Source organism: Pelomonas margarita (assembly GCF_043555875.1).
In the GTDB taxonomy this organism is placed as follows: domain Bacteria; phylum Pseudomonadota; class Gammaproteobacteria; order Burkholderiales; family Burkholderiaceae_C; genus Pelomonas; species Pelomonas margarita.
Genome location: NZ_JBIGHW010000003.1, coordinates 125,686 through 147,131, shown reverse-complemented (window position 1 = coordinate 147,131; position 21,446 = coordinate 125,686). Strand labels below are relative to the sequence as shown.

Genomic DNA, 21,446 nt, shown 5'->3' with positions numbered 1-21,446 from the left:
CACGGGTAGCAAATGCTGTATATATTTACAGCATGTCGTTCACGCCCCGCCGCATCGCCGCCGCCCAGCCGGCCCTGGTTCCCGTCGCCTCCATCAAGGGGCGGGGCACGGCCACGGCCATGCCACATCGCTTCGAGCGGCATGAGCGCGAGCAGGTCGACGACGGCTGGGGCTCGCTGGACCAGGACGCTGCCCAGGAGCACCTGCCGCCGGCCACGCAGGTCATCGAAGAGCTCGCGAAGAAGATCGTTACGAGCAACCAGTCGCCGGACATCTCTTTCGACTACTCGATCAACCCCTACCGCGGCTGCGAGCATGGTTGCGTGTACTGCTTCGCGCGGCCCACGCACAGCTACCTGAACCTGTCGCCGGGGCTGGACTTCGAGACCCGCATCGTCGCCAAGGTCAATGCCGCCGAGCGGCTGCGAGAGACACTGGCCTCGCCGCGCTACGAGCCACGCTCGCTGGTGCTGGGCACGGCCACCGACGCCTACCAGCCGGTGGAGCGCCGGCTGGGCATCACGCGCCGCGTGATCGAGGTGCTGGCCGAGGCGGGCCACCCGTTCTCCGTCGTCACCAAGAGCAGCGGCATCGAGCGCGACCTGGACCTCATCGCGCCGATGGCGGCGCAGGGGCTGGTGTCCGCCTATGTGTCCGTCACGACGCTGGACAACGAGCTCGCCCGCATCCTGGAGCCGCGCGCCGCAGCCCCGGCGCGGCGGCTGCGCACGTTGCGGCTGCTGGCCGAGGCCGGTGTGCCGGTGGGGGTCAGCGTGTCGCCCATCATCCCGTTCATCAACGAGCCGGAGTTGGAGCGCATCCTCGAAGCCGCCGCCGAGGCTGGCGCCAGCAGCGCCTTCAGCATCCCGGTGCGGCTGCCGTGGGAGGTGAACCCGCTGTTCCAGGACTGGCTGCAGCGCCATTTCCCGGAGCGCGCCGAGCGCGTGATGGCGCGCATCCGCGACATGCGGGGCGGCAAGGACAACGATGCCCGCTTCGGCACCCGCTTCACCGGCGAGGGCGTCTGGGCCGATCTGCTGCGTGCGCGGCTGCGGCGGGCGGCGGCCCAACTGGGGTTGCGCACCGAGCGCCGGCCGGTGCAACTGGCGCTGTTCCAGCGGCCGGCCCGGCCGTCGGCCCCCGCGTCCGCGCAGGGCAGCCTGTTCTAGCGCCGGCAGCCGGCCAACAGGTCCCAGTCGGGCCGGTAGACATCGGCCCGCGCGCCCACCCAGCCCATGGCGGTGTGGAAAAGGTGGTCGTGCGACGCCGGCTTGTCGCGCAGCGAGGCCAGGCAGCCGGGCTTCAGTGACCCGGCCAGCGCGCCGCCCTCGGGCACCCACAGGATCATGGGCACATGGGTCTGCTCGCGGGGCGCGAACGCGTAGGGCATGCCGTGCAGGTACAGGCCGTTCTCGCCCAGTGACTCGCCGTGGTCCGACACGTACAGCAGGCCGGTGTCGAAGCGCGGCTGCTGCAGCTGCAGCCAGGCGATGGCACCGGCCAGCAGGTGGTCAGTGCTCACGAGGGTGTTGTCGTAGGCGTTGACGACCTGCTCGCGCGGGCATTGCTGCAGCGCGTTGCTGCGGCACTCCGGCTTGAAAGCCTTCAGCTCGGGCGGTGAGCGCCTGTAGTAGGCCGGGCCATGGCTGCCCATCTGGTGCAGCACCAGCACCAGGCCGCGCTGCAGGCGCTCCGGGTCCAGCGCCGCCACGCGCTGGCTCAGGCCGTGCAGCAGCGCCGCGTCGAAGCATTCCTTGCCGTCGCAAAGCCCGGGCGGCAGCGGCGGCGTGGCCGGCGCCAGCTCGCTCGTGAAGCTGTGGGGCACACGGTCGCACAGGCCTTTGCAGCCGCTTTGGTTGTCCAGCCAGAGCACGGCCAGGCCAGCCCGGTGCAGCACGTCCAGCAGGTTCTCCTGCCGGCCCTTGAGGCTGGTGAAGGCGTCGCGGCCCAGCGGCGAGAACATGCAGGGCAGGGATGCCGCCGTGGCCGTGCCGCAGGACGTGACGTCGCGCAGGCTCACGAGGCTGTCGGCCGGCAGCTTGGCCAGTTGCGGGTTGGTGGGGCGCGCATAGCCGTTTAGGCTGAAGTTCATGGACCGTGCCGTCTCGCCCACCACGAGCAGCAGCAGCGGCGGTTTGCCGTCTGGCGCACGCGGCAGCAGGCGGGCGTCGGCGCCGATGACGGCCGGCGGGCCGGTGGGCGCCTGCCGGCTGCGCACGGCGGCCGCGCTCAGCGAGTACACGGCATTCAGCGGCGTCACCATGTAGCGCAGCGCCTTGTGGTTGCGCATCGTGGACGACAGCTCGGCAAACACGGCCAGCGCCAGTAGCACCATGGCCAGCAGGCCCAGTGCGAAGCCGGCAAGGTTGCCGCCCAGCCGTGCCCCCAGGGCCTGAGGCGGCGCGGCGGGCCGGCGCAGCAGCCACCACAGGGGCAGGGCGCCCAGCAGGGTGAGGCTCAGCAGCAGCCGCCCGTTCAGCAGGTCGCGAGTCTCATGCACGTCGGTCTGCGCCATGTTCGTGACCATTGTTGGGTCGAACACGATGCCGTAGCTGCCGATGAAGTGTGCCAGCGCGGCGGCGCTGAGCAGCAGCACGGCAAGCACGATCTTGATGAGGCGCGGCCACGCCAGCAGGCTGAGCAGGGCGCCCGTGGCCGCCGTGACCATGCCGGCGAAGGCCGCGATGAACAGCGGGCTGGGCTCGGCCATGAGGTGCAGCTGGCGCCACAGCGGCCAGTTGGCCAGCAGGCTCATCCACAGCGCGGCCAGCCAGGCCTGGGTCAGCGGCCGTGCGGCGTCGGGGCGCAGCCATGCCAGCAGGCGGCGGGGCAGCGAGGCGCGGCGGTCGGGGGGCAGGTGGAGGCAGTCGGCGGAGTGCAAGACTGTTCAGGCGGGGGCGGCCGCTTTGCCGCTGCCGGAACGCAGCGCCACGCCGCCCGTCGCGCGGGTCTTGATGGTGCCGCTGCCCATGGGCTTCACGTAGCGGTTGTGCAGCTCGTCGATGCGCTGGGCGAGGTCTTGCGCACCTTCGATCTTCTCGGCGTGGCGGCGCAGCACGAGGCCGGCCATGTCGATGAGCTTGGCGCTGCGTGTCAGCTCGCCTTGCTGGATCAGCAGCTCCACGGCCACCTTGGCCGTGCCGCGCAGCGAGTGGCGCATGGCCGTCTCGGCGACGTTGAAGATCTGCTGGTGGCAGTCACGGAACTGGTCGGCCGCACCCTCGTGCGTCTCGGCCATGGCCACGAGGATCTCGGTGCTGGCCTTGGAGGTGCAGTGGCGCAGCCCCAGGGTTTTCAGGACGGGCATCATTTCCTCAAGCTCGACCTCCTGGCTGGACAGGCGCAGCCACAGCGCCGACAGCAGCGACGCGACCTCCAGGTCGAAGTCACCAGCGTCGGCTTGGTCGGTGAACTCGCGCGCGATCAGCAGCGCCTGGCCCACGCGCCGTTCCAGCAGGTAGGACAGGCCGCGGAACACAAGATCGAAACGCTGCAGCCGGATGGCGCCGGGGGCACGTTCCAGTGCGCTGGTCAGCGCGTCGTGCGCGTACTTGAAACCCTTGTAATCCTTGTTGTCGAAGCGGATCAGCCCCACGAGGACGACGCTCAGCATGTCGAACAGCTTGGAGCGTAGCCCCAGCGACATGGCCCGCTCCAGCATGCGCAAGGCCTCGACGCGGTGGCCCGAGTAGAAGCCGAGCGCCCCGCAGCGTTGCAGGCGCAGCAGGCAACCCGGCGTCAGGTTCACGGCGGTCTGGTAGGTTTTCAGCGCCTCGGCCAGATCGCCCTGTTCCATCTGCACATGGCCCATGAGGTCGTGCGAGTCGGCGTAGTCAGGGAGCTCGCCGATGAGGTTCTCCAGCGTGCGGCGGGCCTTTTGCAGGTTGCCGGTGGCCACCTCGGTGCGCGCGACGCCCAGGCGCGCCCAGGGCACGGTCTTGGCGGCGATGATGGCTTCGTAGAGGATCCTGGCGTCATCGAAACGCTTCAGCCGCAGCAGCAGCTCGGCGCCGATGCGCGCGGCGTACAGCCAGTACTTGGCCTTGGTCTCGAAGCGCGCCATGCACAGGTTGGCGGCGGTCTCGAAGTCCTCGTTCTCGATGGCCTCGAAGATGTCCCTCAACAGACGCTTGCGCTGGCGCGCACTCGTCAGCCGCTCCGCCAGGTTGGCGCTGGTATAGGGCTTGATGAGGTAAGCGTCCAGCGCGGCCTCGGCGGCCTCGGCCACCTTGGCGTAAGTGGCCTCGCTGGTCACCATGACGAAGACGGTGGAGTGGGGCAGCAGGCCTTCGCGCCGCAATTCATCCAGCAGGTCCTGGCCCGAGGTGTCGCTGCTGTCGAAGTGGTAGTCGCACAGCACGATGTCGAAGGTGTGATGTTCCAGCATCACGCGGGCGTCCTTCACACGCGGCGTCTGGCGCACGGTGCCCACGCCGAGGTCTCGCAATTGCGCCGACATCAGGCTGCGCGAGCTGGAGTTGCTGTCGATGATCAGCGCCGATGCCCCCTGGATGGTCTGGTCCATCAGGAGCATGCGCCCTCCTGCCTTGGCAGGCGGCCACAGGCCGGAGGTGCAGACGACAGCGAGGGAATCACTGATGACGGGTTGCGTTGAGGTTGCTGCACTGTAGGCGCGACAACTTCGCAGGGTGAGATGGTTTACGCGGGGCAGCCCCGGGATTTCGTGACATCGGACGCGGGAAACCCGGCGCCGGCCGCAGCCCCTTCACCCGTGAAAAGGCCGCAGTCCCCCGGGCGGGGCTGCGGCCTGTCACTCACCCTGCCGGCGCGGGGCCGGCGTGTGGCGGCTTACTTGAACAGGTCCTTGACGCGATCGGTCCAGCTCTTGGCGTTGGGCGAGTGCTTCTCGCCACCCTTCTTGAGTGACTCGTCCAGCTCCTTGAGCAGCTTCTTCTGGTGCTCGGTGAGCTTGACCGGTGTTTCGATCGCGATGTGGCAGTACAGGTCGCCTGGGTAGCTGCTGCGCACGCCCTTGATGCCCTTGCCGCGCAGGCGGAAGGTCTTGCCGTGCTGCGTGCCCTCGGGCAGCTCGATCTCGGCCTTGCCGCCCAGCGTCGGTACCTCGATGCCGCCGCCCAGCGCGGCCGTGATCAGCGAGACGGGCATCGTGCAGTGCAGGTCGTCGCCGTCGCGCTCGAAGATGTCGTGCTGCTTGATGCGGATTTCGATGTACAGGTCGCCCGCCGGGCCGCCGTTCACGCCAGGCTCGCCGTTGCCCGCCGAGCGGATGCGCATGCCCTCGTTGATGCCGGCCGGGATCTTCACTTCCAGCGTCTTCTGCTTTTTCACCTTGCCCTGGCCGTTGCAGGCCGTGCAGGGGTCGGGAATGATCTTGCCGCTGCCGTGGCAGTGCGGGCAGGTCTGCTGGATGCTGAAAAAGCCCTGGCGCATGTGCACCGTGCCCGAGCCGCCGCAGGAGCCGCAGCTCTTGGCGCTGGTGCCGGGCTTGGCGCCGGTGCCGGAGCAGGTCTCGCAGCCTTCCCAGCTCGGGATGCGGATCTGCGTTTCCTTGCCGCGTGCGGCTTCTTCCAGCGTGATCTCCATCGCGTAGCTGAGGTCGCTGCCGCGGTAGACCTGCTGGCCGCCGCCGCGACGCTGCCCGCCGCCCTGGCCGCCGAAGATGTCGCCGAAGATGTCGCCGAAGGCCTCGGCAAAGCCGCCGAAGCCCTCCGCGCCCGGCCCGCCGCGGCCGCCCATGTTGGGGTCCACGCCCGCATGGCCGTACTGGTCGTAGGCGGCCTTCTTCTGCGGGTCGGAGAGCATCTCGTAGGCCTCCTTGGCCTCCTTGAACTGCTCCTCGGCCGCCTTGGCCCCGTCACCCTGGTTGCGGTCAGGGTGGTACTTCATGGCCAGCTTGCGGTAGGCCTTCTTGATGTCGTCTTCGGTCGCGTTCTTGGCGACGCCGAGGACTTCGTAGTAATCGCGCTTGGAAGCCATTGCTCTTCTCTGTAAGGGCAAAGGCCCGGCGGCGCCTCGCAGCGCTGCCGGGCCGAGTCAACGAGGGCTTACTTGCCGTCCTTGACTTCCTTGAACTCGGCATCCACGACGTTGTCGTCGGCCGGGCGCTTGGCTTCGCCTTGCGGCGCGGCCTGGGGCTGCTCGGCGGCACCGGCACCGGCACCGGCACCGGCACCGGCGGCGCCCGCGGCGGCTTGCGCGGCCTGCTGGTCGGCGTACATCTTCTCGCCCAGCTTCTGGCTGGCGGTCATCAGCGTCTCGGTCTTGGCCTCGATGGCGGCCTGGTCGTCGCCCTTGATGGCTTCTTCCAGGTCCTTGGCGGCCGCTTCGATGGCATCCTTCTCGGCCGCGTCCAGCTTGTCGCCATGCTCGGCCACCGACTTGCGCACGCTGTGCACGAGGCCGTCGGCCTGGTTGCGGGCCTGCACCAGCTCGACCTTCTTCTTGTCCTCGGCCGCGTTGGCTTCGGCGTCCTTCACCATCTTCTCGATCTCGGCTTCCGACAGGCCCGAGTTCGCCTTGATGGTGATCTTGTTTTCCTTGCCGGTGCCCTTGTCCTTGGCGCCGACGTGCAGGATGCCGTTGGCGTCGATGTCGAACGACACCTCGATCTGCGGCACGCCGCGCGGGGCCGGCGGGATGCCTTCGAGGTTGAACTCGCCCAGCGACTTGTTGGCTTGGGCCAGCTCGCGCTCGCCCTGGTAGACCTTGATCGTCACGGCCGGCTGGTTGTCGTCAGCAGTCGAGAAGGTCTGGCTGAACTTCGTCGGGATGGTCGTGTTCTTCTTGATCATCTTCGTCATCACGCCGCCCAGGGTCTCGATGCCCAGGCTCAGCGGAGTGACGTCCAGCAGCAGCACGTCCTTGCGCTCGCCGCCCAGGACCTGGCCCTGGATGGCGGCACCGACGGCCACGGCCTCGTCGGGGTTGACGTCCTTACGCGGCTCCTTGCCGAAGAACTCCTTGACCTTCTCCTGCACCTTGGGCATGCGGCTCATGCCGCCGACCAGGATCACGTCATCGATGTCCGACACCGACACGCCGGCGTCCTTGATGGCGATGCGGCAGGGGGCGATGGTGCGCTCGATGAGCTCGTCCACCAGCGACTCCAGCTTGGCGCGGGTCAGCTTGACGTTCAGGTGCTTCGGACCCGTCGCGTCGGCCGTGATGTAGGGCAGGTTGACATCGGTCTGCGACGAATTCGACAGCTCGATCTTGGCCTTCTCGGCGGCTTCCTTCAGGCGCTGCAGGGCCAGCACGTCCTTGGTCAGGTCGACGCCTTGTTCCTTCTTGAACTCGGTGACGATGTAGTCGATGACGCGCTGGTCGAAGTCTTCGCCGCCCAGGAAGGTGTCGCCGTTGGTCGACAGCACTTCGAACTGCTTCTCACCGTCCACGTCGGCGATCTCGATGATGGACACGTCGAACGTGCCGCCACCCAGGTCATAAACGGCGATCTTGCGGTCGCCCTTGCCATGCTTGTCCAGGCCGAAGGCCAGGGCGGCGGCGGTGGGCTCGTTGATGATGCGCTTGACGTCCAGGCCGGCGATGCGGCCGGCGTCCTTGGTGGCCTGGCGCTGCGCGTCGTTGAAGTAGGCCGGCACCGTGATGACGGCCTCAGTCACTTCCTCGCCGAGGTAGTCCTCGGCGGTCTTCTTCATCTTGCGCAGCACTTCGGCGCTGACCTGCGGGGGCGCGAACTTCTTGCCGCGCACTTCCACCCAGGCGTCGCCGTTGTCGGCGGCGGCGATGGTGTAGGGCATCAGGTCGATGTCCTTCTGCACTTCCTTCTCGGTGAACTTGCGGCCGATCAGGCGCTTCACCGCGTACAGCGTGTTCTTCGGGTTGGTCACCGACTGGCGCTTGGCCGAGGCGCCGACGAGGATTTCGCCGTCTTCCTGGTAGGCAATGATGGACGGCGTCGTGCGAGCGCCTTCGGCGTTCTCGATGACGCGGGTCGTGTTGCCTTCCATGACCGCCACGCACGAGTTGGTGGTGCCGAGGTCAATGCCGATGATCTTTCCCATGGGGTGCTCCTGAGGATTCTGTGATGTGTTCGATTTGTGGATAACTCGGCCGCCTTCAAGAGGCGCGAGCTGTGAATTAGTGAGGACAGAGCATGTCGCTGTGCGCCAAGGTCTGTCCCCAGGTCATTAGCGAGGCGCGGCCACCGTCACGAGCGCGGGGCGCAGCACGCGGTCGGCGATCAGGAAGCCCTTTTGCAGCACGGTGACCACCGTGTTGGACTCCTGCGTCGGCGCCGGAACCATGGAGATGGCCTGGTGCTGGTGCGGGTCGAACTTGGCGCCCTGGCCGGGGTTGATCTCGACGACCTTGTTGCGCTCCAGCGCGCTGGACAGCTGGCGGCGCGTGGCGTGCACGCCTTCCAGCACCGTCTCGACGCTGGCGTTGGGCGTGGCGATGGCGCCTTCCAGGCTGTCCATGACCGGCAGCATGGCTTCGGCGAAGGCCTCGACGGCGAACTTGCGGGCCTTGGCGATGTCTTCGTCGGCACGGCGGCGCACGTTCTCGACCTCGGCCTTGGCGCGCAGGTAGGCGTCGCTCATCTCGGCCAGCCGACCTTCCAGCTCGGCGATCTTGATCTCGGGGTTCAGTTCAGCCGCCGTGGGCTCGGGGGCGCCTGCGGCGTCTTCGGGCAGGGGATGTTCGGTAGTCATGGCAGAAAAGAAAGCAACCGCGCCGACGTGGGGCGCGATGTCCTGGTTTCAAGAGGGGGATTGGAGAGAAATTATCCGGGTCAACCCGGATCTTCGTCGTCCACGGAGGCTGACCAGCGGTCCCAGTCCGCCAGGCGGCGGCGGTCCTGCTTGGTTGGCCGGCCTTGCTCGATGGTGGCAGCCGGCTCCGGTGCCAGTCGGCGGGCCTCGGCGGCAGCCTCGCGGGCGGTGATGCTGGCGGGCGTCTCGGCATAGAGCGCCTGGGCTTGCGGTGCCGGCCCGCGCTGGTTGGACAGCCCCAGCACCGCGACTTCGCGCGCCACCGTGCCGATGCGCAGGCTCAGCACATCGCCGATCCGTACGTCACGCGCCGGCTTGACCGGCTGGCCGCCCACGCGCACACGGCCGAGGTTGATCTCATCGACGGCCAGGGCGCGTGTCTTATAGAAGCGCGCGGCCCACAGCCACTTGTCCAGCCGCATGGCGGCGGGCGCTTCGCTCATTCGCGCGCTCCGGCGGCCAGCGCCCGGGCGCGTTGTGCAGCCAGCGTGTCGCCGTGGGCAGGGTCGGTGGGCCAGCCCTGCAGGTGGCGCTCGGCCAGCTGCGCCAGCGCCCGCATGCCGGCCGGGTGGTCGTTGAGGCAGGGGATGTAGCCGAAGCGCTGCCCGCCCGCGTGCAGGAAGGCCTCGCGAGCCTCCTGGTTGATTTCCTCCAGTGTCTCCAGGCAGTCCGCCGAGAAGCCGGGGCAGATCACGTCCACGCTCTTCACGCCGCCCTGTGCCAGCTTCACGAGGCTGGGCTCGGTGTAGGGCTGCAGCCATTTGGCCTTACCGAAGCGGCTTTGGAAGGTGACCAGCCATTCGCCGTCCCTCAGACTCAGCGCCTCGGCCAGCAGGCGGCCGGTCTTCAGGCACTCGCAGTGGTAGGGGTCGCCCAGGTGAAGTGTGCGCTCGGGCATGCCGTGGAAGCTCATCACCAGCTTCTCGGCGCGGCCGTCGCGCTGCCAGTGCTCGCGCACGGTCTTGGCCAGCGCGGCGATGTAGGTCGGGTCGTCGTGGTAGCGGTTGACGAAGCGCAGCTCGGGCAGGTGGCGGGTCTTGAGCGCCCAGCGCGACACATCGTCGATGACACTCGCTGTCGTGGCGCCCGAGTACTGCGGGTAGGCGGGCAGCACCAGCACGCGGCGCACACCTTCGCGCTTGAGGGCGTCCAGTGTCTGGCCGATCGACGGCTGGCCGTAGCGCATGGCGTGGGCCACGCGCACGCACAGGCCGCGCTCGCCCAGCTGGCCTTGCAGCAGCTTGGCCTGCTTCTCGGTCCAGACCTTCAGCGGCGAGCCCTCGGCGGTCCAGACGGTCGCGTACTTGGCCGCCGACTTGGCCGGCCGCACGCGCAGGATGATGCCGTGCAGGATCAGCGCCCACGCCAGCCGGGGTATCTCGACGACGCGCGGGTCGGCAAGGAACTGCGCCAGGTAGCGTCGCAGCGCCGGGGCGGTCGGGGCGTCGGGCGTGCCGAGGTTGCACAGCAGGACGGCCACGTCGGTGGCCAGGGGGCCGCCGGGTGCCGCACCGTGACGATGCGTGGGTTCGGGAGAGAAGGGCATGGGGGAGGCTCAGCGCCGCGAACGCGGGCCGCCGAAGGCTTGGGGTTCGGTGTCGGCGAAATGCAGCACCTCGAAGCGCACGATGGGGGATTGCTCGTCGGTTGGCAGGCCGCCCAGGCCGATGACGCCGCTGCCGTGCAGCGTGCAGCTGCCGCGCTTGAGGCTCAGCAGCTCGCCCGATTCGCCGAAGCGCACATAGGTGCCGTTGTAGGAGAGGTCGGTCAGCTCGAAGCTGCTGCCCTGCCAGTCGATGCGGGCATGCGAGCGCGACACGCGGGCGTCGGTGATGCAGTAGGTGGCCTGTACGCTGCGGCCCAGCACGATGGGCATGGCGCCGAGGTCGAATACGCGGTCCAGGTCGTGCCAGATCAGGCGCATGCCGTCGGGCTCGACGGAGCGCATGGGCTCGCCGAACTGCGTGGCCGTGTCGTCTGCGCTGACCAGTGGCGTGGCGTCCATGCGGTAGACATGCACGGGCTCGACGCGGCCACGCACCGAGATGCGGTCCAGGCTGCGAAAGCGCCCCTTGGAGGCGTGGTGCAGGCCGGCCAGCACCTCGGCGGTGATGAGGATCTCGCCGTCGCCGGCGTGATCGATGAGGCGGGCCGCCACGTTGACCGCGTCGCCGAAGCAGTCGCCGTTGAGTTCCACCACTTCGCCGCGAGCCAGCGCTACCTGCAGACGTAGCGACAGCATGGCCGGGTTGTTCATGCGCCGGGCACGCTGCACGGTGCGCTCCAGCATCTCCTGCATGCGCTGGGCGGCCCGCACGCCTTCGCGCGGCGTCTCGAACGCGGCCATCAGGCCGTCGCCCAATGTCTTGATGAGGTGGCCGCCGCTTTCCAGCACTGCCTCGCTGACCTGGCTGACCGTCTGCGTGACCAGGCCGCTGGCCTCGGCATTGCCGAGAGACTCATACAGCCCGGTGCTGCCACGCAGGTCGGCGAAGAGAACGGTGCGCTCGCGGATCGCGGTCATGTCGAAAGTTTATAGGCGCAAAAAAGGCCGGGGGACCGGCCTTCGTTGATATCCCGATCAGAGGTTGTCGAGATAGGTGCGCAGCTTGTCGCTGCGACTCGGGTGCTTGAGCTTGCGAATCGCCTTGGCCTCAATCTGGCGGATGCGCTCACGGGTCACGTCGAACTGCTTGCCGACTTCTTCCAGCGTGTGGTCGCTCTGCATCTCGATGCCGAAGCGCATGCGCAGCACCTTGGCTTCGCGCGGCGTCAGCGAGTCGAGGATGTCCTTCACCACGTCGCGCAGGCCGGCCTGCATCGCAGCCTCGATGGGCGCAGTGTTGTTGGTGTCCTCGATGAAGTCGCCCAGGTGGCTGTCGTCGTCGTCGCCGATCGGCGTCTCCATGGAGATCGGCTCCTTGGCGATCTTCATGATCTTGCGGATCTTGTCTTCCGGGATCTCCATCTTCTCGGCCAGGGTCGGGGCGTCCGGCTCGTAGCCGAATTCCTGCAAGTGCTGGCGCGAGATGCGGTTCATCTTGTTGATCGTCTCGATCATGTGAACCGGGATGCGGATGGTGCGGGCCTGGTCGGCGATGGAGCGCGTGATGGCCTGGCGGATCCACCACGTCGCGTACGTCGAGAACTTGTAGCCGCGGCGGTATTCGAACTTGTCCACCGCCTTCATCAGGCCGATGTTGCCTTCCTGGATCAGGTCCAGGAACTGCAGGCCGCGGTTGGTGTACTTCTTGGCGATGGAGATCACGAGGCGCAGGTTGGCCTCGATCATTTCCTTCTTCGCGTCACGAGAGGCCTTCTCGCCCTCGTTCATCTTTTTGTTGATGTCCTTCAGGTCATCCAGCGGCACGACGGCCTTGGCCTGAATGTCCGTCAGCTTCTGCTGCAGTTCCTGCACCGGCGGCAGGTTGCGGCTCAGGATGGCGCTGTAGGGCTTGCCGGCGGCGACTTCCTTCTCGGCCCACTTCAGGTTCAAGGCGTTGGGCGGGAAGGTCTTGATGAAGTGTTCCTGCGGCATGCCGCACTTGTCGACCACGATCTTGCGCAGCTCGCGCTCGTAGCGGCGCACGTCGTCGACCTGGCTGCGCAGGATGTCGCACAGCTTCTCGATGGTCTTGACCGTGAAGCGGATGGTCATCAGCTCGGCGCTGATGGCCTGCTGGGCCTTGTTGTATGAAGCCGATTTGTAGCCTTCCTTCTCGAAGGCCTTGCGCATCTTGTCGAAGTTGCCCGACAGGGAGTCGAGCTTGACGAGCGCGGCGTTCTTCAGCTCTTCGAGCTTCTTGGTCAGCGCCTTGGAGCCGCCGTTGCCGTCGTCGTCGTCTTCCTCGTCGAACTCGTCGAAGTCTTCTTCGGCGACATAGTCGTCCGCCTCGTCGGCCGCGACGAAGCCGTCGACCACCTCGGAGATCTGCATCTCGCCGGCGCGGATCTTGGTCGAGAACTCGAGGATGTGGGCGATGGTCGTCGGCGATGCCGAGATCGCCAGCATCATGGCCTGCAGGCCGCCTTCGATGCGCTTGGCGATTTCGATTTCGCCTTCACGGGTCAGCAGTTCGACCGTGCCCATCTCGCGCATGTACATGCGCACCGGGTCGGTCGTGCGGCCGAACTCGGAGTCCACCGTCGACAGCGCGGCTTCGGCGGCTTCTTCGGCTTCTTCTTCGGTCGACGTGGCCGTCGTGTTGCCCTGGATCAGCAGCGTGGCGGCGTCGGGCGCCTGCTCGTACACCGCGATGCCCATGTCGTTGAGCATGGACACGATGGCTTCGAGGATTTCCTCGCTGACCAGCTTCTCGGGTAGGTGGTCGTTGATTTCCTGGTGCGTCAGGAAACCACGCGTCTTGCCCATCTTGATGAGGGTCTTCAGCTCGCTGCGGCGCTTGAGGGCTTCCTCTTCGGTCAGCGCGGTCTCTTCCAGGCCGAACTCGCGCATCAGCGCACGCTCCTTGGCGCGGCTGACCTTCATGCGCAGCGGCTTGGCCTTGACGGTGGTTTCTTCCGCAACCGCCGCAGGCTCCTCGGCTTCTGCCTCTTCGCCTTCACCCTCGGCGTCGGCGTCGGCGTCGATGTCGGAGAAGTCTTCGTCGTCCTCGGACTCCTTCTTCGCGCCGGCCTTCTTGGACGTGGTTTCCGCCTTGGGCTTGCGGCCGCGCTTGGGCTTGTCCTCGTCGACGGTGGCTGCCTTGGCCGGCTTGGCTGCGGCCTTGGCCGCAGGCTTCTTCTTGGGTTCTTCGGCGGGGGCGACGCTGGCCTTGGGCGCGGTCTTCTTGGCGGTCATGCAGGTCCTTCGAGGGGTTGCGCGGGTCAATTCAGAAATGCAGCAGCCACCGCAGCCGGCCCGGGCTCGATCGCAAAACCGGCGGGGCTGGGGGCGGTGGCTTTCATCGCCGGGGTTTCAGTGAGGGACCCTGGCGTGGCGCGAACAAGCTGGCGTGATCGTTTGGAGTGCAGAGGTGGCGGATGTGGTGGCCTTTAAAACTCGCAGGTGCCTTGTTTCGCAAGGTGGCCGGGCCCGGCATCGCTCTGCCGTCACTCTTGTTGACGCGCGCGGAAAACGCAAGATTATCAGCGACAAACCGCCGAATTGCAAAATATTGGCCGGGCAAACCCTAGGATCGCACGCCGTGCCGCTCGCGCAGCCGGGCCAGGGCCTCCAGGGCGCGGCGGCGTTCGTCGTCGGTAGCGCCACTGCCGCCGGGCAGCTCGGCCGGTGCGCGGGTGTGCAGTTCTGAGACGGCATGGGCCAGGTCGCCGGCGGGGTCGGACTCCTCGATGCCCAGTTCCTGCGACGGACGCACCAGGCGCTGCGCCTGTTCGCCCAGGCCGTCGGCGTGCAGCCCGGCCTGCACGACGGCCCAGGGGCTGGCGCCGTGGTGGGTCAGGTGGCGCTCCAGCCAGTGGATGAGCTGGCCGTGCATGCCGGGCAGGTCGTGAAGCAGCGCCCGGTCCTCGTCTGGCAGCGTCTCCCACAATTCGCTGTGCTGCAGAAGCAGGCGCACGGCGTTGTCGGTGGGCGTGGGCGGCGCGGCGCGCGGGCCGGCCGGGCGTTCCTCCTCGCCGCGGCGCTTGCCTTTCCAGTCGCCCTTTCCCTTCCATTCCCCCTTGGGCTTCCATTCGCTCTTGGGTTGCCAGCGAGGTTTCTCGGCCGGGGGCTCGCTCGGCGGGCCGTCGGCGGCTGTCGTGCCGGGTGCGGCCTGGCCCAGCCACAGCGTCTGCAGCTCGGTCTCGGGCATCTGGCCTTGGCGGGCCAGCTCGCCCAGCAGCTGGCGGCGCAGCAGGCCGTCGGGCAGCAGGCTCCACAGCGGGTGGGCCTGCTTGAGCATGCGGGCGCGGCCTTCCGGCGTGCCGAGGTCGCAGCCGTCGGCGGCCACGACGCTCAGCTGGCGCGACAGCGGCACGGCGCCTTCGACGCAGCGCTCGAACGCGTCGGCGCCCAGGTCGCGGACGTAGGAGTCGGGGTCGTGCTCGCTCGGCAGGAATAGGAACTTGACGGTGCGCGTCTCTGTGGCGTGGGGCAGGGAGGCCTCCAGCGCCCGCACGGCGGCGCGGCGGCCGGCGGCGTCGCCGTCGAAGCTGAACACCACGGTGTCCGTGTGGCGGAACAGCTTGTGGACGTGCTCGGCCGTGCAGGCCGTGCCCAGCGTGGCGACGGCATTGCCGATGCCGTACTGGGCGAGCGCCACGACGTCCATGTAGCCCTCGACGACCAGCGCATAGCCGCGCTGGCGCATGGCCTGGCGGCCTTCGTAGAGGCCGTACAGCTCGCGCCCTTTGTGGAAGACCGGCGTCTCGGGCGAGTTCAGGTACTTGGGTTCACCCTTGTCGAGCACGCGGCCGCCGAAGCCGATGACCTCGCCTTGCACGTTGCGGATGGGGAACATGACGCGGTCGCGGAAGCGGTCGTAGCGCTTGGCGTCCTGGCCGGGCTCGACATCCGGCGTGATGACCAGCCCCGACTCCACCAGCTGCGGGTCGTCGTAGGACGGAAAGCCGCTGGCCAACGAGCGCCAGCCCTCAGGCGCGTAGCCCAGGCCGAAGCGCGCGGCGATCTGGCCGGTCAGGCCACGGCCCTTGAGGTAGGTCACGGCCCGTTCCGACTTGCGCAGCTGCGCCTTGTAGAAGTCGGACGCGCGGGCTAGCACGTCGGTCAGGCTTTGCTGCTTTTGCTTTTCGGCCTTGGCTTTCTCGCGCTGCTCGGGCGAGCGCTCGTCCTGCGGCACCACCATGCCCACCTGCTGGGCCAGGTCCTCCACGGCCTCGACGAAGGTGGCGGCCGTGTGCTCCATCAGGAAGCCGATGGCGTTGCCGTGCACGCCGCAGCCGAAACAGTGGTAGGTCTGGCGGCTGGGGCTGACGATGAAGCTGGGGGACTTCTCGCCGTGGAAGGGGCACAGGCCCTTGTGGTTGATGCCGGCCTTCTTGAGGTCGACATGGCGGCCGACCACATCGACGATGTCGACACGGGAGAGCAGGTCGTGGATGAAGCCCGGTGGTATCACCCCAGCAGTTTAAAGACGTGCCTGCGTGGGCGGCTTCAGTTGAGTGGTCCAGCCGTCGTGCGCGAAGCGGGTGATCCAGCCTGGCAGGCTTTGTGGCGCCATGGCAGCAGCGATGCCATGGCCCTGGCCCAGGCGGCAGCCCAGACGCAGCAGCTCCCGTGCGTGGGCGCGGCTCTCAATCCCCTTGGCCATCACTGCGCAGCCGATATTGCGTCCCAGGCCGATGACGCTTTCCACCAGCGACAGGTCCTGGGCGTCGCCCAACATGCCCTGGACGTAGCTGCGGTGCAGCTTGAGCGTGTCGACGGACAGCTGTTTCAGCGAGGACAGCCGCGAATAGCCGGCACCGAAGTCATCCAGCGCGATGCTCACGCCCAGCACCAGGCAGCGCTGGATCAGCGCCTGCGTGGCGGCGGTTTCTTGCAGCGCGTCGGCTTCGAGGATGTCCAGGTGCAGCAGCGCGGCCAGCCCGGCGGGATGGCGCTGGATGAGTTCCTGCAGGCGTTGCGGGAAGTCGGCGCGGCGCAGCTGGCGTGCGCCCACGTTGACGCTGACCGGCAGGCCGCGGCCACCATTGATGCCCGCCTGGGCCCAGGCTGCCGCCTGCGCGAGGGCTTGTTCGATGACCCAGTCGCCGATCTGCACGGCCAACCCGGTGGTCTCGGCCAGCGGCAGGAAGTGCGCGGGCGTCAACAGCCCGCGGTCAGGGTGGTGCCAGCGCAGCAGTGCCTCCACACCCATGACTTGGCCGGTGCGCAGGTCGATCTGGGGCTGGTAGTAGAGCTCCAGCTCATCGCTGTCCAGCGCACGCTGCAGCCGCGCCAGCGCGATGAGGCTGGCCTCGTCGCGCTGGTCCAGCGCCGGATCATGAAACTGCGCTACGCCACGGCCGGCGTGTTTGGCGCGGTACAGCGCATGGCCGGCGTGGCGCAGCAGCGTCTCGGGGTCGGCGTCGTCCAGTGGATAGATGGTGGCGCCCATGCTGGCTCCGATCTCCAGCGCCAGTCCGTCGCCGATGCGGCTCTCGCGCACCGCGACGGGCGTGGACAGCAGGCCCATCAGGCGCTCGACGGCCCTGTGCCCCTCCTCGAGCGACTGCACGCGCAGCAGCACGGCGAATTCGTCGCCATGCAGGCGCGCGAGCTGGTCGGCCGTGTCGGGCCAGGCGCCACGCGCGCCGCGCAGTGTGGCCTGCAGCCGGCGGCTGAGCTGCAGCAGTACGGCGTCGGCGACGAGCTGGCCGTGTTCGACGTTCACGCGGGCGAAGTCGTCCAGGTCGATGACGGCGATGACGAGCTTGAAGTCGTCGCGGTTCGCCGCGCCCATGGCCTGGTGCAGCAGCCGCATGAACTCGTCGCGGTTGGGCAGCCCGGTGGCGATGTCGTAGCGCAGGCTTCGCCGCAGCTGCTCCTGCTGGCGCAGGCTCTCGCCCAGGTCGGTCAGGCTGAGCAGGCGCCAGCGCGGCGCTGCGCCGTCGGGCTCGGGCACCGGGCTCAGGCGGGCCGCGAAGATGTGGCGGCCGCCGTCGTCCAGTTCGGCCTGCAGCTGCCCGCTCCAGCTGTCGCCGGCGCGCAGCCGGGCCGCCATGTCGGCCGGGTCGTGCGCGCTGCGTTGCAGGTTGGGCGTGCTCAGGGGGGCGGCCACGCGGCCGATCAGCGTCTCGCGCGGCGCATGCAGGATCTCGCAGTAGGCCGGGTTCACCTCCACGACGCGCCATTGCGAGTCCAGCACCGCCAGGCCCTCGGCGGCCTGCTGGAACAACGTGGCGGACATGCGCTCGCGCTCCTCGGCGGTGCGGCGCCAGCTGATGTCGGCCAGCGTCATGATGAGGTGGCGCGCGCGGCCGTCGCGGTCGCGCTGGGGCACGTGGGCGTGCAGCTCATGCCAGCGCCAGTCGCCGCCATCGGCGGCCAGGCGAAGCGACAGTTCGAGACGGTCCTCGCCGGGCATGCCCATCAGGTCGCGCAGCGCGCGGCGCGCCGGCTCGCGGTCGCGGGGGTGGGCCAGCCGCATCCAGTCCAGCGGCGCGTTGCCGGCGGCGGCTGTGGCGTCGGGCGGTGTCGTCAGCGCCAGCCAGCGGGCCGAGGCATGCCGGCGCCCGTCCGGCAGTCGCCATTCGGCCAGCGCCAAGCCCTGAGCGTCGAGAGCGCTGCGCCAGCTGTCACGGTCGCGCAATTGGTGCTGGGTCAGCGCGATGACCGCCAGCGGCAGGGTGGCCAGCAGGCCGCCCGCAGCATAGGCGGCCGGCGTGGCGGCGGCTCCCAGGGCCCACAGCGCCAGCAGGCCCAGGCCCAGCCGTGCGTTGCTGCGCGGCGAGGCCTGCAGTGCGTGCAGGCACAGCAGCAGGTGTGGCAGCAGCAGCATGGCCAGGCCCGCGTTGGGCAGCCAGGGCTGGGCGGCCTGGGCGGCCAGGGCCGCCAGCGCGATCAGCGTGCCTGTCCAGCGTCCGCTGCGGCGGGGCTTCAGCGTGCTGGCCTGCAGGGCGGTGCCGCTGCTCACCAGCGCCATGGCCCAGGTGGCAGCGAGGGCTGCGGCCGCGACAGCGGCGCTGGCCACCGGCTGGCCGGTGGCCAGCACCAAGCCGAAGGCCAGCAGGCCGGCCGGCAGCGGCGCGGCCACCCCGGCCAGCAGGCCGAAGCTGCCGACCTCACGCAGCGAGGCCAGCCGGCCTGTGAGCCCGAAGCGACGCAGCAGCGTGCGGTTGAGCACCGCCGCCAGCAGGGGCAGCGCGAGCGTGGTCAGGACCGGGGGCGTGGCCATCAGGTCAGCAGGGTTGCCGTGCGGGTTCAGCAGCAGCGGCAGGCCACAGCCCAGCAGCAGCCCGGCGATGACCAGCGGCAGCATCCAGGCGCTCAGGCGCCAGAGCGCGGCCAGCCCCAGCGTGGCCAGCAGCAGGGGAGCCAGCAACTGGGCGGCCGGCTGGGCCGATGGCGGCGCCGGCAGGCGCAGCGGCGCCGGCAGTTCGGGGGCCAGCATCGACCAAGCCGCCAGCCCGCCGCCGGCCAGTCCCGTCAGCGCCGCCAGCCCTGCGCGCCGCAGTCGGAGCCAGCCGCGTCGCTGGTCGTGGATGCGGCGGGGGCCGGGTGGCAGGGTCGAGGGTGGCGCTCCCGTCGTCGTGTGACCGACGCTCTCGGTCGTGTCGCCCATGCTGGAGAGCTGCACCATGGCTCAGCGCGCGGCGTGGCGCGTGTCATCACGCAGGCGGCGCACTGCCTGCGGACGATGTCCGCAGCCCGGGCCTGCTGGTGTTGAGGCGATGCACATGCGCGCGAGTTTAGGTGGCGGCGCCGTGCCACGTGAAAAAGGCCGCCTCGCGGGCGGCCCTTGATTCACGGGGGCGCCTGACGGGCAGGCGCCTGGGGAACGCGATCAGACGGCGAAATCGGTCAGCTGGGCGCCGCCGGAAATGGCGGCCTTCAGCCATTTCGGCTGCAGGCCGCGGCCGCTCCAGGTTTCACCGGTGGCCTGGTTTCGATACTTGGCAGCGACTTTGGACGTCTTGACCGGCTTGGGCGTGCGCACGCTCAGGTCTGCCACCGTCAGGCCATATTCGCTCATCAGCGTGCGGACCTTGTTGATGGCTTCGCCGCGCTCGCGGTCCTTGGTTTCGTTGATCTGTTCATCCAGCGCGGCGCGTTGGGCAAGGAGTTCTTTGAGACTGGACATGTAGCTATTCCTCTTGCGAATTGACCGATGAGGCTCGCGACCCTGGGGTTTGCGGCCTCGGAGCGGGCGGTGCGGGCCGCTCGAATATCTCCGTGCCCGGATTAAATCGCGACGGGGAGGTTTTATGCAAGAGTTTTCGTTGGCCGGTCGCTACGGGTTTTCATTTGGCGACGGCTATTTTCGGGATAAGGCCGCCGCCCAGGCTGCGTGGCGCGCCGCCACGGCTGGCGTGCCTGCGCCGGCGGGGCGCAGAAACTGAAAGGGCCGGCGACTGGCGTCCCGGCCCTTGAGTATCTCGACAGGTTGGCGCTCAGGCGGAAGGCGGCACGTAGCCGGCGACGGCTTCGGCGCCGGTGCCGAAGAAAAACTGGTCGGCCTGCCGCATGAGGTATTGCCGGGCGCGCAGGTCGGCGAGGTTCAGCCGGTTTTCATTGACGAGCATGGTCTGGTGCTTCATCCAGGCGGCCCAGGCTTCCTTGCTGACGGATTCCCACACTTTCTTGCCGAGTTCCGTATGCACGGGGTAGGGCGGGAAGTCCAGCCCTTCGGCTTCCTTCTTCAGATAGGCGCATTGGACGACGCGGGACATGGCGGAACTCCTGGGTATCAAAACAAAACGGGTGGCACTTTAGCGTGCCGGGCGTATCGGGGGCGGATGGGGGCTTAGTTGAAACGTTTGACAAGCACCAGCGAGCGGCGGTCCCAGTTGTATTTGCGCTTGCGTTCCTCGGGCAGCCATTCGGGGTCGACCTGGCTGAAACCGCGCTTGATGAACCAGTGCATGGTGCGCGTGGTCAGCACGAAGATGCTGTCCAGCCCCATGGCCTTGGCGCGTTGCTCAACGCGCTTGAGCAGCCGGTCGCCGTCGCCCTGGCCCTGCACTTCCGCCGAGACGGTCAGCGCCGCCATTTCGGCCGTGCGGGCTTCGACATAGGGGTAGAGCGCGGCACATCCGAAGATGACGCCGTCGTGCTCGATGACGGTGTAGAGCTCGGCATCGCGTTCGATCTCGGTGCGGCTGCGCTTGACCAGGGTGCCGTCGCGCTCGAAGGGCTCGATGAGCTGGATGATGCCGGCCACGTCGTCGGCGCTGGCCTCGCGCAGGCTCTCCAGCTTCTCGTCCACCACCATGGTGCCGATGCCGTCGTGGGTATAGACCTCCTGCAGCAGCGCGCCGTCCACGGCGAACGGGATGATGTGCGAGCGCTCCACGCCGGCGCGGCAGGCTTCGGCGCAGTGGCGCAGGTAGAAGGCCACGTCGGTGGGCTCGGGGGCCGGGCCGGCCTGGGCCACCATGCGCTCGGCGTCGGCCAGTGCCAGCTCGGTGTCGATGGGGCTGTCGGGGTCGCGGATGTCCTCGGGCACGCCGGGCACCTCGCAGACGAACAGCAGCTTGTCGGCCTGCAGCGCGATGGCCGTGGCCGTGGCGACGTCTTCCATGCTGAGGTTGAAGGCCTCGCCGGTAGGCGAGAAGCCAAAGGGGGACAGCAGCACGATGGCGCCGATGTCGATGGCGCGCTGGATGGCGCCACCGTCGACCTTGCGCACGAGGCCGGAGTGCTGGAAGTCCACGCCGTCGACGATGCCGACCGGGCGGGCTGTCAGGAAGTTGCCCGAGACGACGCGCACGGTGGCGTTGGCCATCGGCGTGTTGGGCAGGCCCTGGCTGAATGCTGCCTCGATTTCGAAGCGCAGCTGGCCGGCGGCTTCCTGGGCGCAGTCCAGCGCGACGGCGTCGGTGATGCGCCGGCCGTGGCTGTAGCGGGGCGTCTGGCCCTTGGCGGCCAGCTGCTCGTTGACCTGTGGGCGGAAGCCGTGGACGAGCACGATCTTGATACCCATGGCGTGCAGGATGGCCAGGTCCTGCACGAAGTTGTTCAGCTTGCCGGCGGCCACCAGCTCGCCCGGCATGCCGACGACGAAGGTCTCGCCCCGATAGGCGTGGATGTAGGGCGCCACTGAACGGAACCAGGGCACGAAGGTGTGGGGGAAGACGAGACCGCTCATGGCGCGGGATTCTCGGGCCTGCGGGACAATGGCG

15 protein-coding genes are annotated in these 21,446 nt (G+C 68.5%); 1 reads left to right on the top strand and 14 read right to left on the bottom strand.

Going from position 1 to position 21,446, the window contains the following annotated elements:
- Positions 1-32 precede the first annotated feature (32 nt).
- The gene (locus ACG0Z3_RS06630) at positions 33-1,169 is read left to right on the top strand and encodes a PA0069 family radical SAM protein (protein WP_394396436.1); all 1,137 of its coding nucleotides are present in this window, start codon (positions 33-35) and stop codon (positions 1,167-1,169) included.
- Here the strand turns inward: ACG0Z3_RS06630 and ACG0Z3_RS06625 are convergent.
- The 14 genes from ACG0Z3_RS06625 to argA all read right to left on the bottom strand — a co-directional run bounded on the left by ACG0Z3_RS06625 (position 1,166) and on the right by argA (position 21,412).
- Positions 1,166-2,881, bottom strand: coding sequence for a phosphoethanolamine transferase (locus ACG0Z3_RS06625; protein ID WP_394396435.1), 1,716 nt, complete (start codon positions 2,879-2,881; stop codon positions 1,166-1,168). The genes ACG0Z3_RS06630 and ACG0Z3_RS06625 overlap by 4 nt on opposite strands.
- A gap of 6 nt (positions 2,882-2,887) precedes the next feature.
- The gene (locus ACG0Z3_RS06620) at positions 2,888-4,534 is read right to left on the bottom strand and encodes a response regulator (RefSeq protein WP_394396433.1); all 1,647 of its coding nucleotides are present in this window, start codon (positions 4,532-4,534) and stop codon (positions 2,888-2,890) included.
- A gap of 275 nt (positions 4,535-4,809) precedes the next feature.
- Positions 4,810-5,958: a molecular chaperone DnaJ gene (dnaJ, locus tag ACG0Z3_RS06615; RefSeq protein ID WP_394396432.1), complete on the bottom strand. Its 1,149-nt coding sequence runs from the start codon at positions 5,956-5,958 to the stop codon at positions 4,810-4,812.
- A 68-nt stretch (positions 5,959-6,026) separates the two neighbouring features.
- Positions 6,027-8,048 (bottom strand): molecular chaperone DnaK, encoded by a 2,022-nt coding sequence (gene dnaK, locus ACG0Z3_RS06610; RefSeq protein WP_394396846.1) that lies wholly within the window; start codon positions 8,046-8,048, stop codon positions 6,027-6,029.
- 84 nt (positions 8,049-8,132) lie between these two features.
- Complete coding sequence (grpE, locus tag ACG0Z3_RS06605) at positions 8,133-8,657, bottom strand: nucleotide exchange factor GrpE (protein ID WP_394396431.1); 525 nt, start codon at positions 8,655-8,657, stop codon at positions 8,133-8,135.
- Positions 8,658-8,737: 80 nt separating this feature from the next.
- Positions 8,738-9,160: an RNA-binding S4 domain-containing protein gene (locus ACG0Z3_RS06600; RefSeq protein WP_394396430.1), complete on the bottom strand. Its 423-nt coding sequence runs from the start codon at positions 9,158-9,160 to the stop codon at positions 8,738-8,740.
- Positions 9,157-10,263, bottom strand: a complete 1,107-nt coding sequence (gene hemH / locus ACG0Z3_RS06595; protein WP_394396429.1) for a ferrochelatase — start codon at positions 10,261-10,263, stop codon at positions 9,157-9,159. The genes ACG0Z3_RS06600 and hemH overlap by 4 nt, the downstream gene beginning before the upstream one ends.
- Before the next feature lie 9 nt (positions 10,264-10,272).
- Positions 10,273-11,241, bottom strand: coding sequence for an adenylate/guanylate cyclase domain-containing protein (locus tag ACG0Z3_RS06590; protein ID WP_394396428.1), 969 nt, complete (start codon positions 11,239-11,241; stop codon positions 10,273-10,275).
- A gap of 57 nt (positions 11,242-11,298) precedes the next feature.
- Complete coding sequence (gene rpoD / locus ACG0Z3_RS06585; protein WP_394396427.1) at positions 11,299-13,518, bottom strand: RNA polymerase sigma factor RpoD; 2,220 nt, start codon at positions 13,516-13,518, stop codon at positions 11,299-11,301.
- Positions 13,519-13,849: 331 nt separating this feature from the next.
- A complete protein-coding gene (dnaG, locus tag ACG0Z3_RS06580) occupies positions 13,850-15,739 on the bottom strand; it encodes a DNA primase (RefSeq protein ID WP_394396426.1) in 1,890 nt (629 codons plus the stop codon).
- A 9-nt stretch (positions 15,740-15,748) separates the two neighbouring features.
- A complete protein-coding gene (locus ACG0Z3_RS06575) occupies positions 15,749-18,904 on the bottom strand; it encodes a putative bifunctional diguanylate cyclase/phosphodiesterase (RefSeq protein WP_394396424.1) in 3,156 nt (1,051 codons plus the stop codon).
- 204 nt (positions 18,905-19,108) lie between these two features.
- The gene (locus ACG0Z3_RS06570) at positions 19,109-19,405 is read right to left on the bottom strand and encodes an H-NS histone family protein (protein WP_394396423.1); all 297 of its coding nucleotides are present in this window, start codon (positions 19,403-19,405) and stop codon (positions 19,109-19,111) included.
- A 310-nt stretch (positions 19,406-19,715) separates the two neighbouring features.
- The gene (locus tag ACG0Z3_RS06565) at positions 19,716-19,994 is read right to left on the bottom strand and encodes an oxidative damage protection protein (protein ID WP_394396422.1); all 279 of its coding nucleotides are present in this window, start codon (positions 19,992-19,994) and stop codon (positions 19,716-19,718) included.
- A 74-nt stretch (positions 19,995-20,068) separates the two neighbouring features.
- Complete coding sequence (gene argA / locus ACG0Z3_RS06560) at positions 20,069-21,412, bottom strand: amino-acid N-acetyltransferase (RefSeq protein WP_394396420.1); 1,344 nt, start codon at positions 21,410-21,412, stop codon at positions 20,069-20,071.
- Between the last annotated feature and the right edge of the window lie 34 nt (positions 21,413-21,446).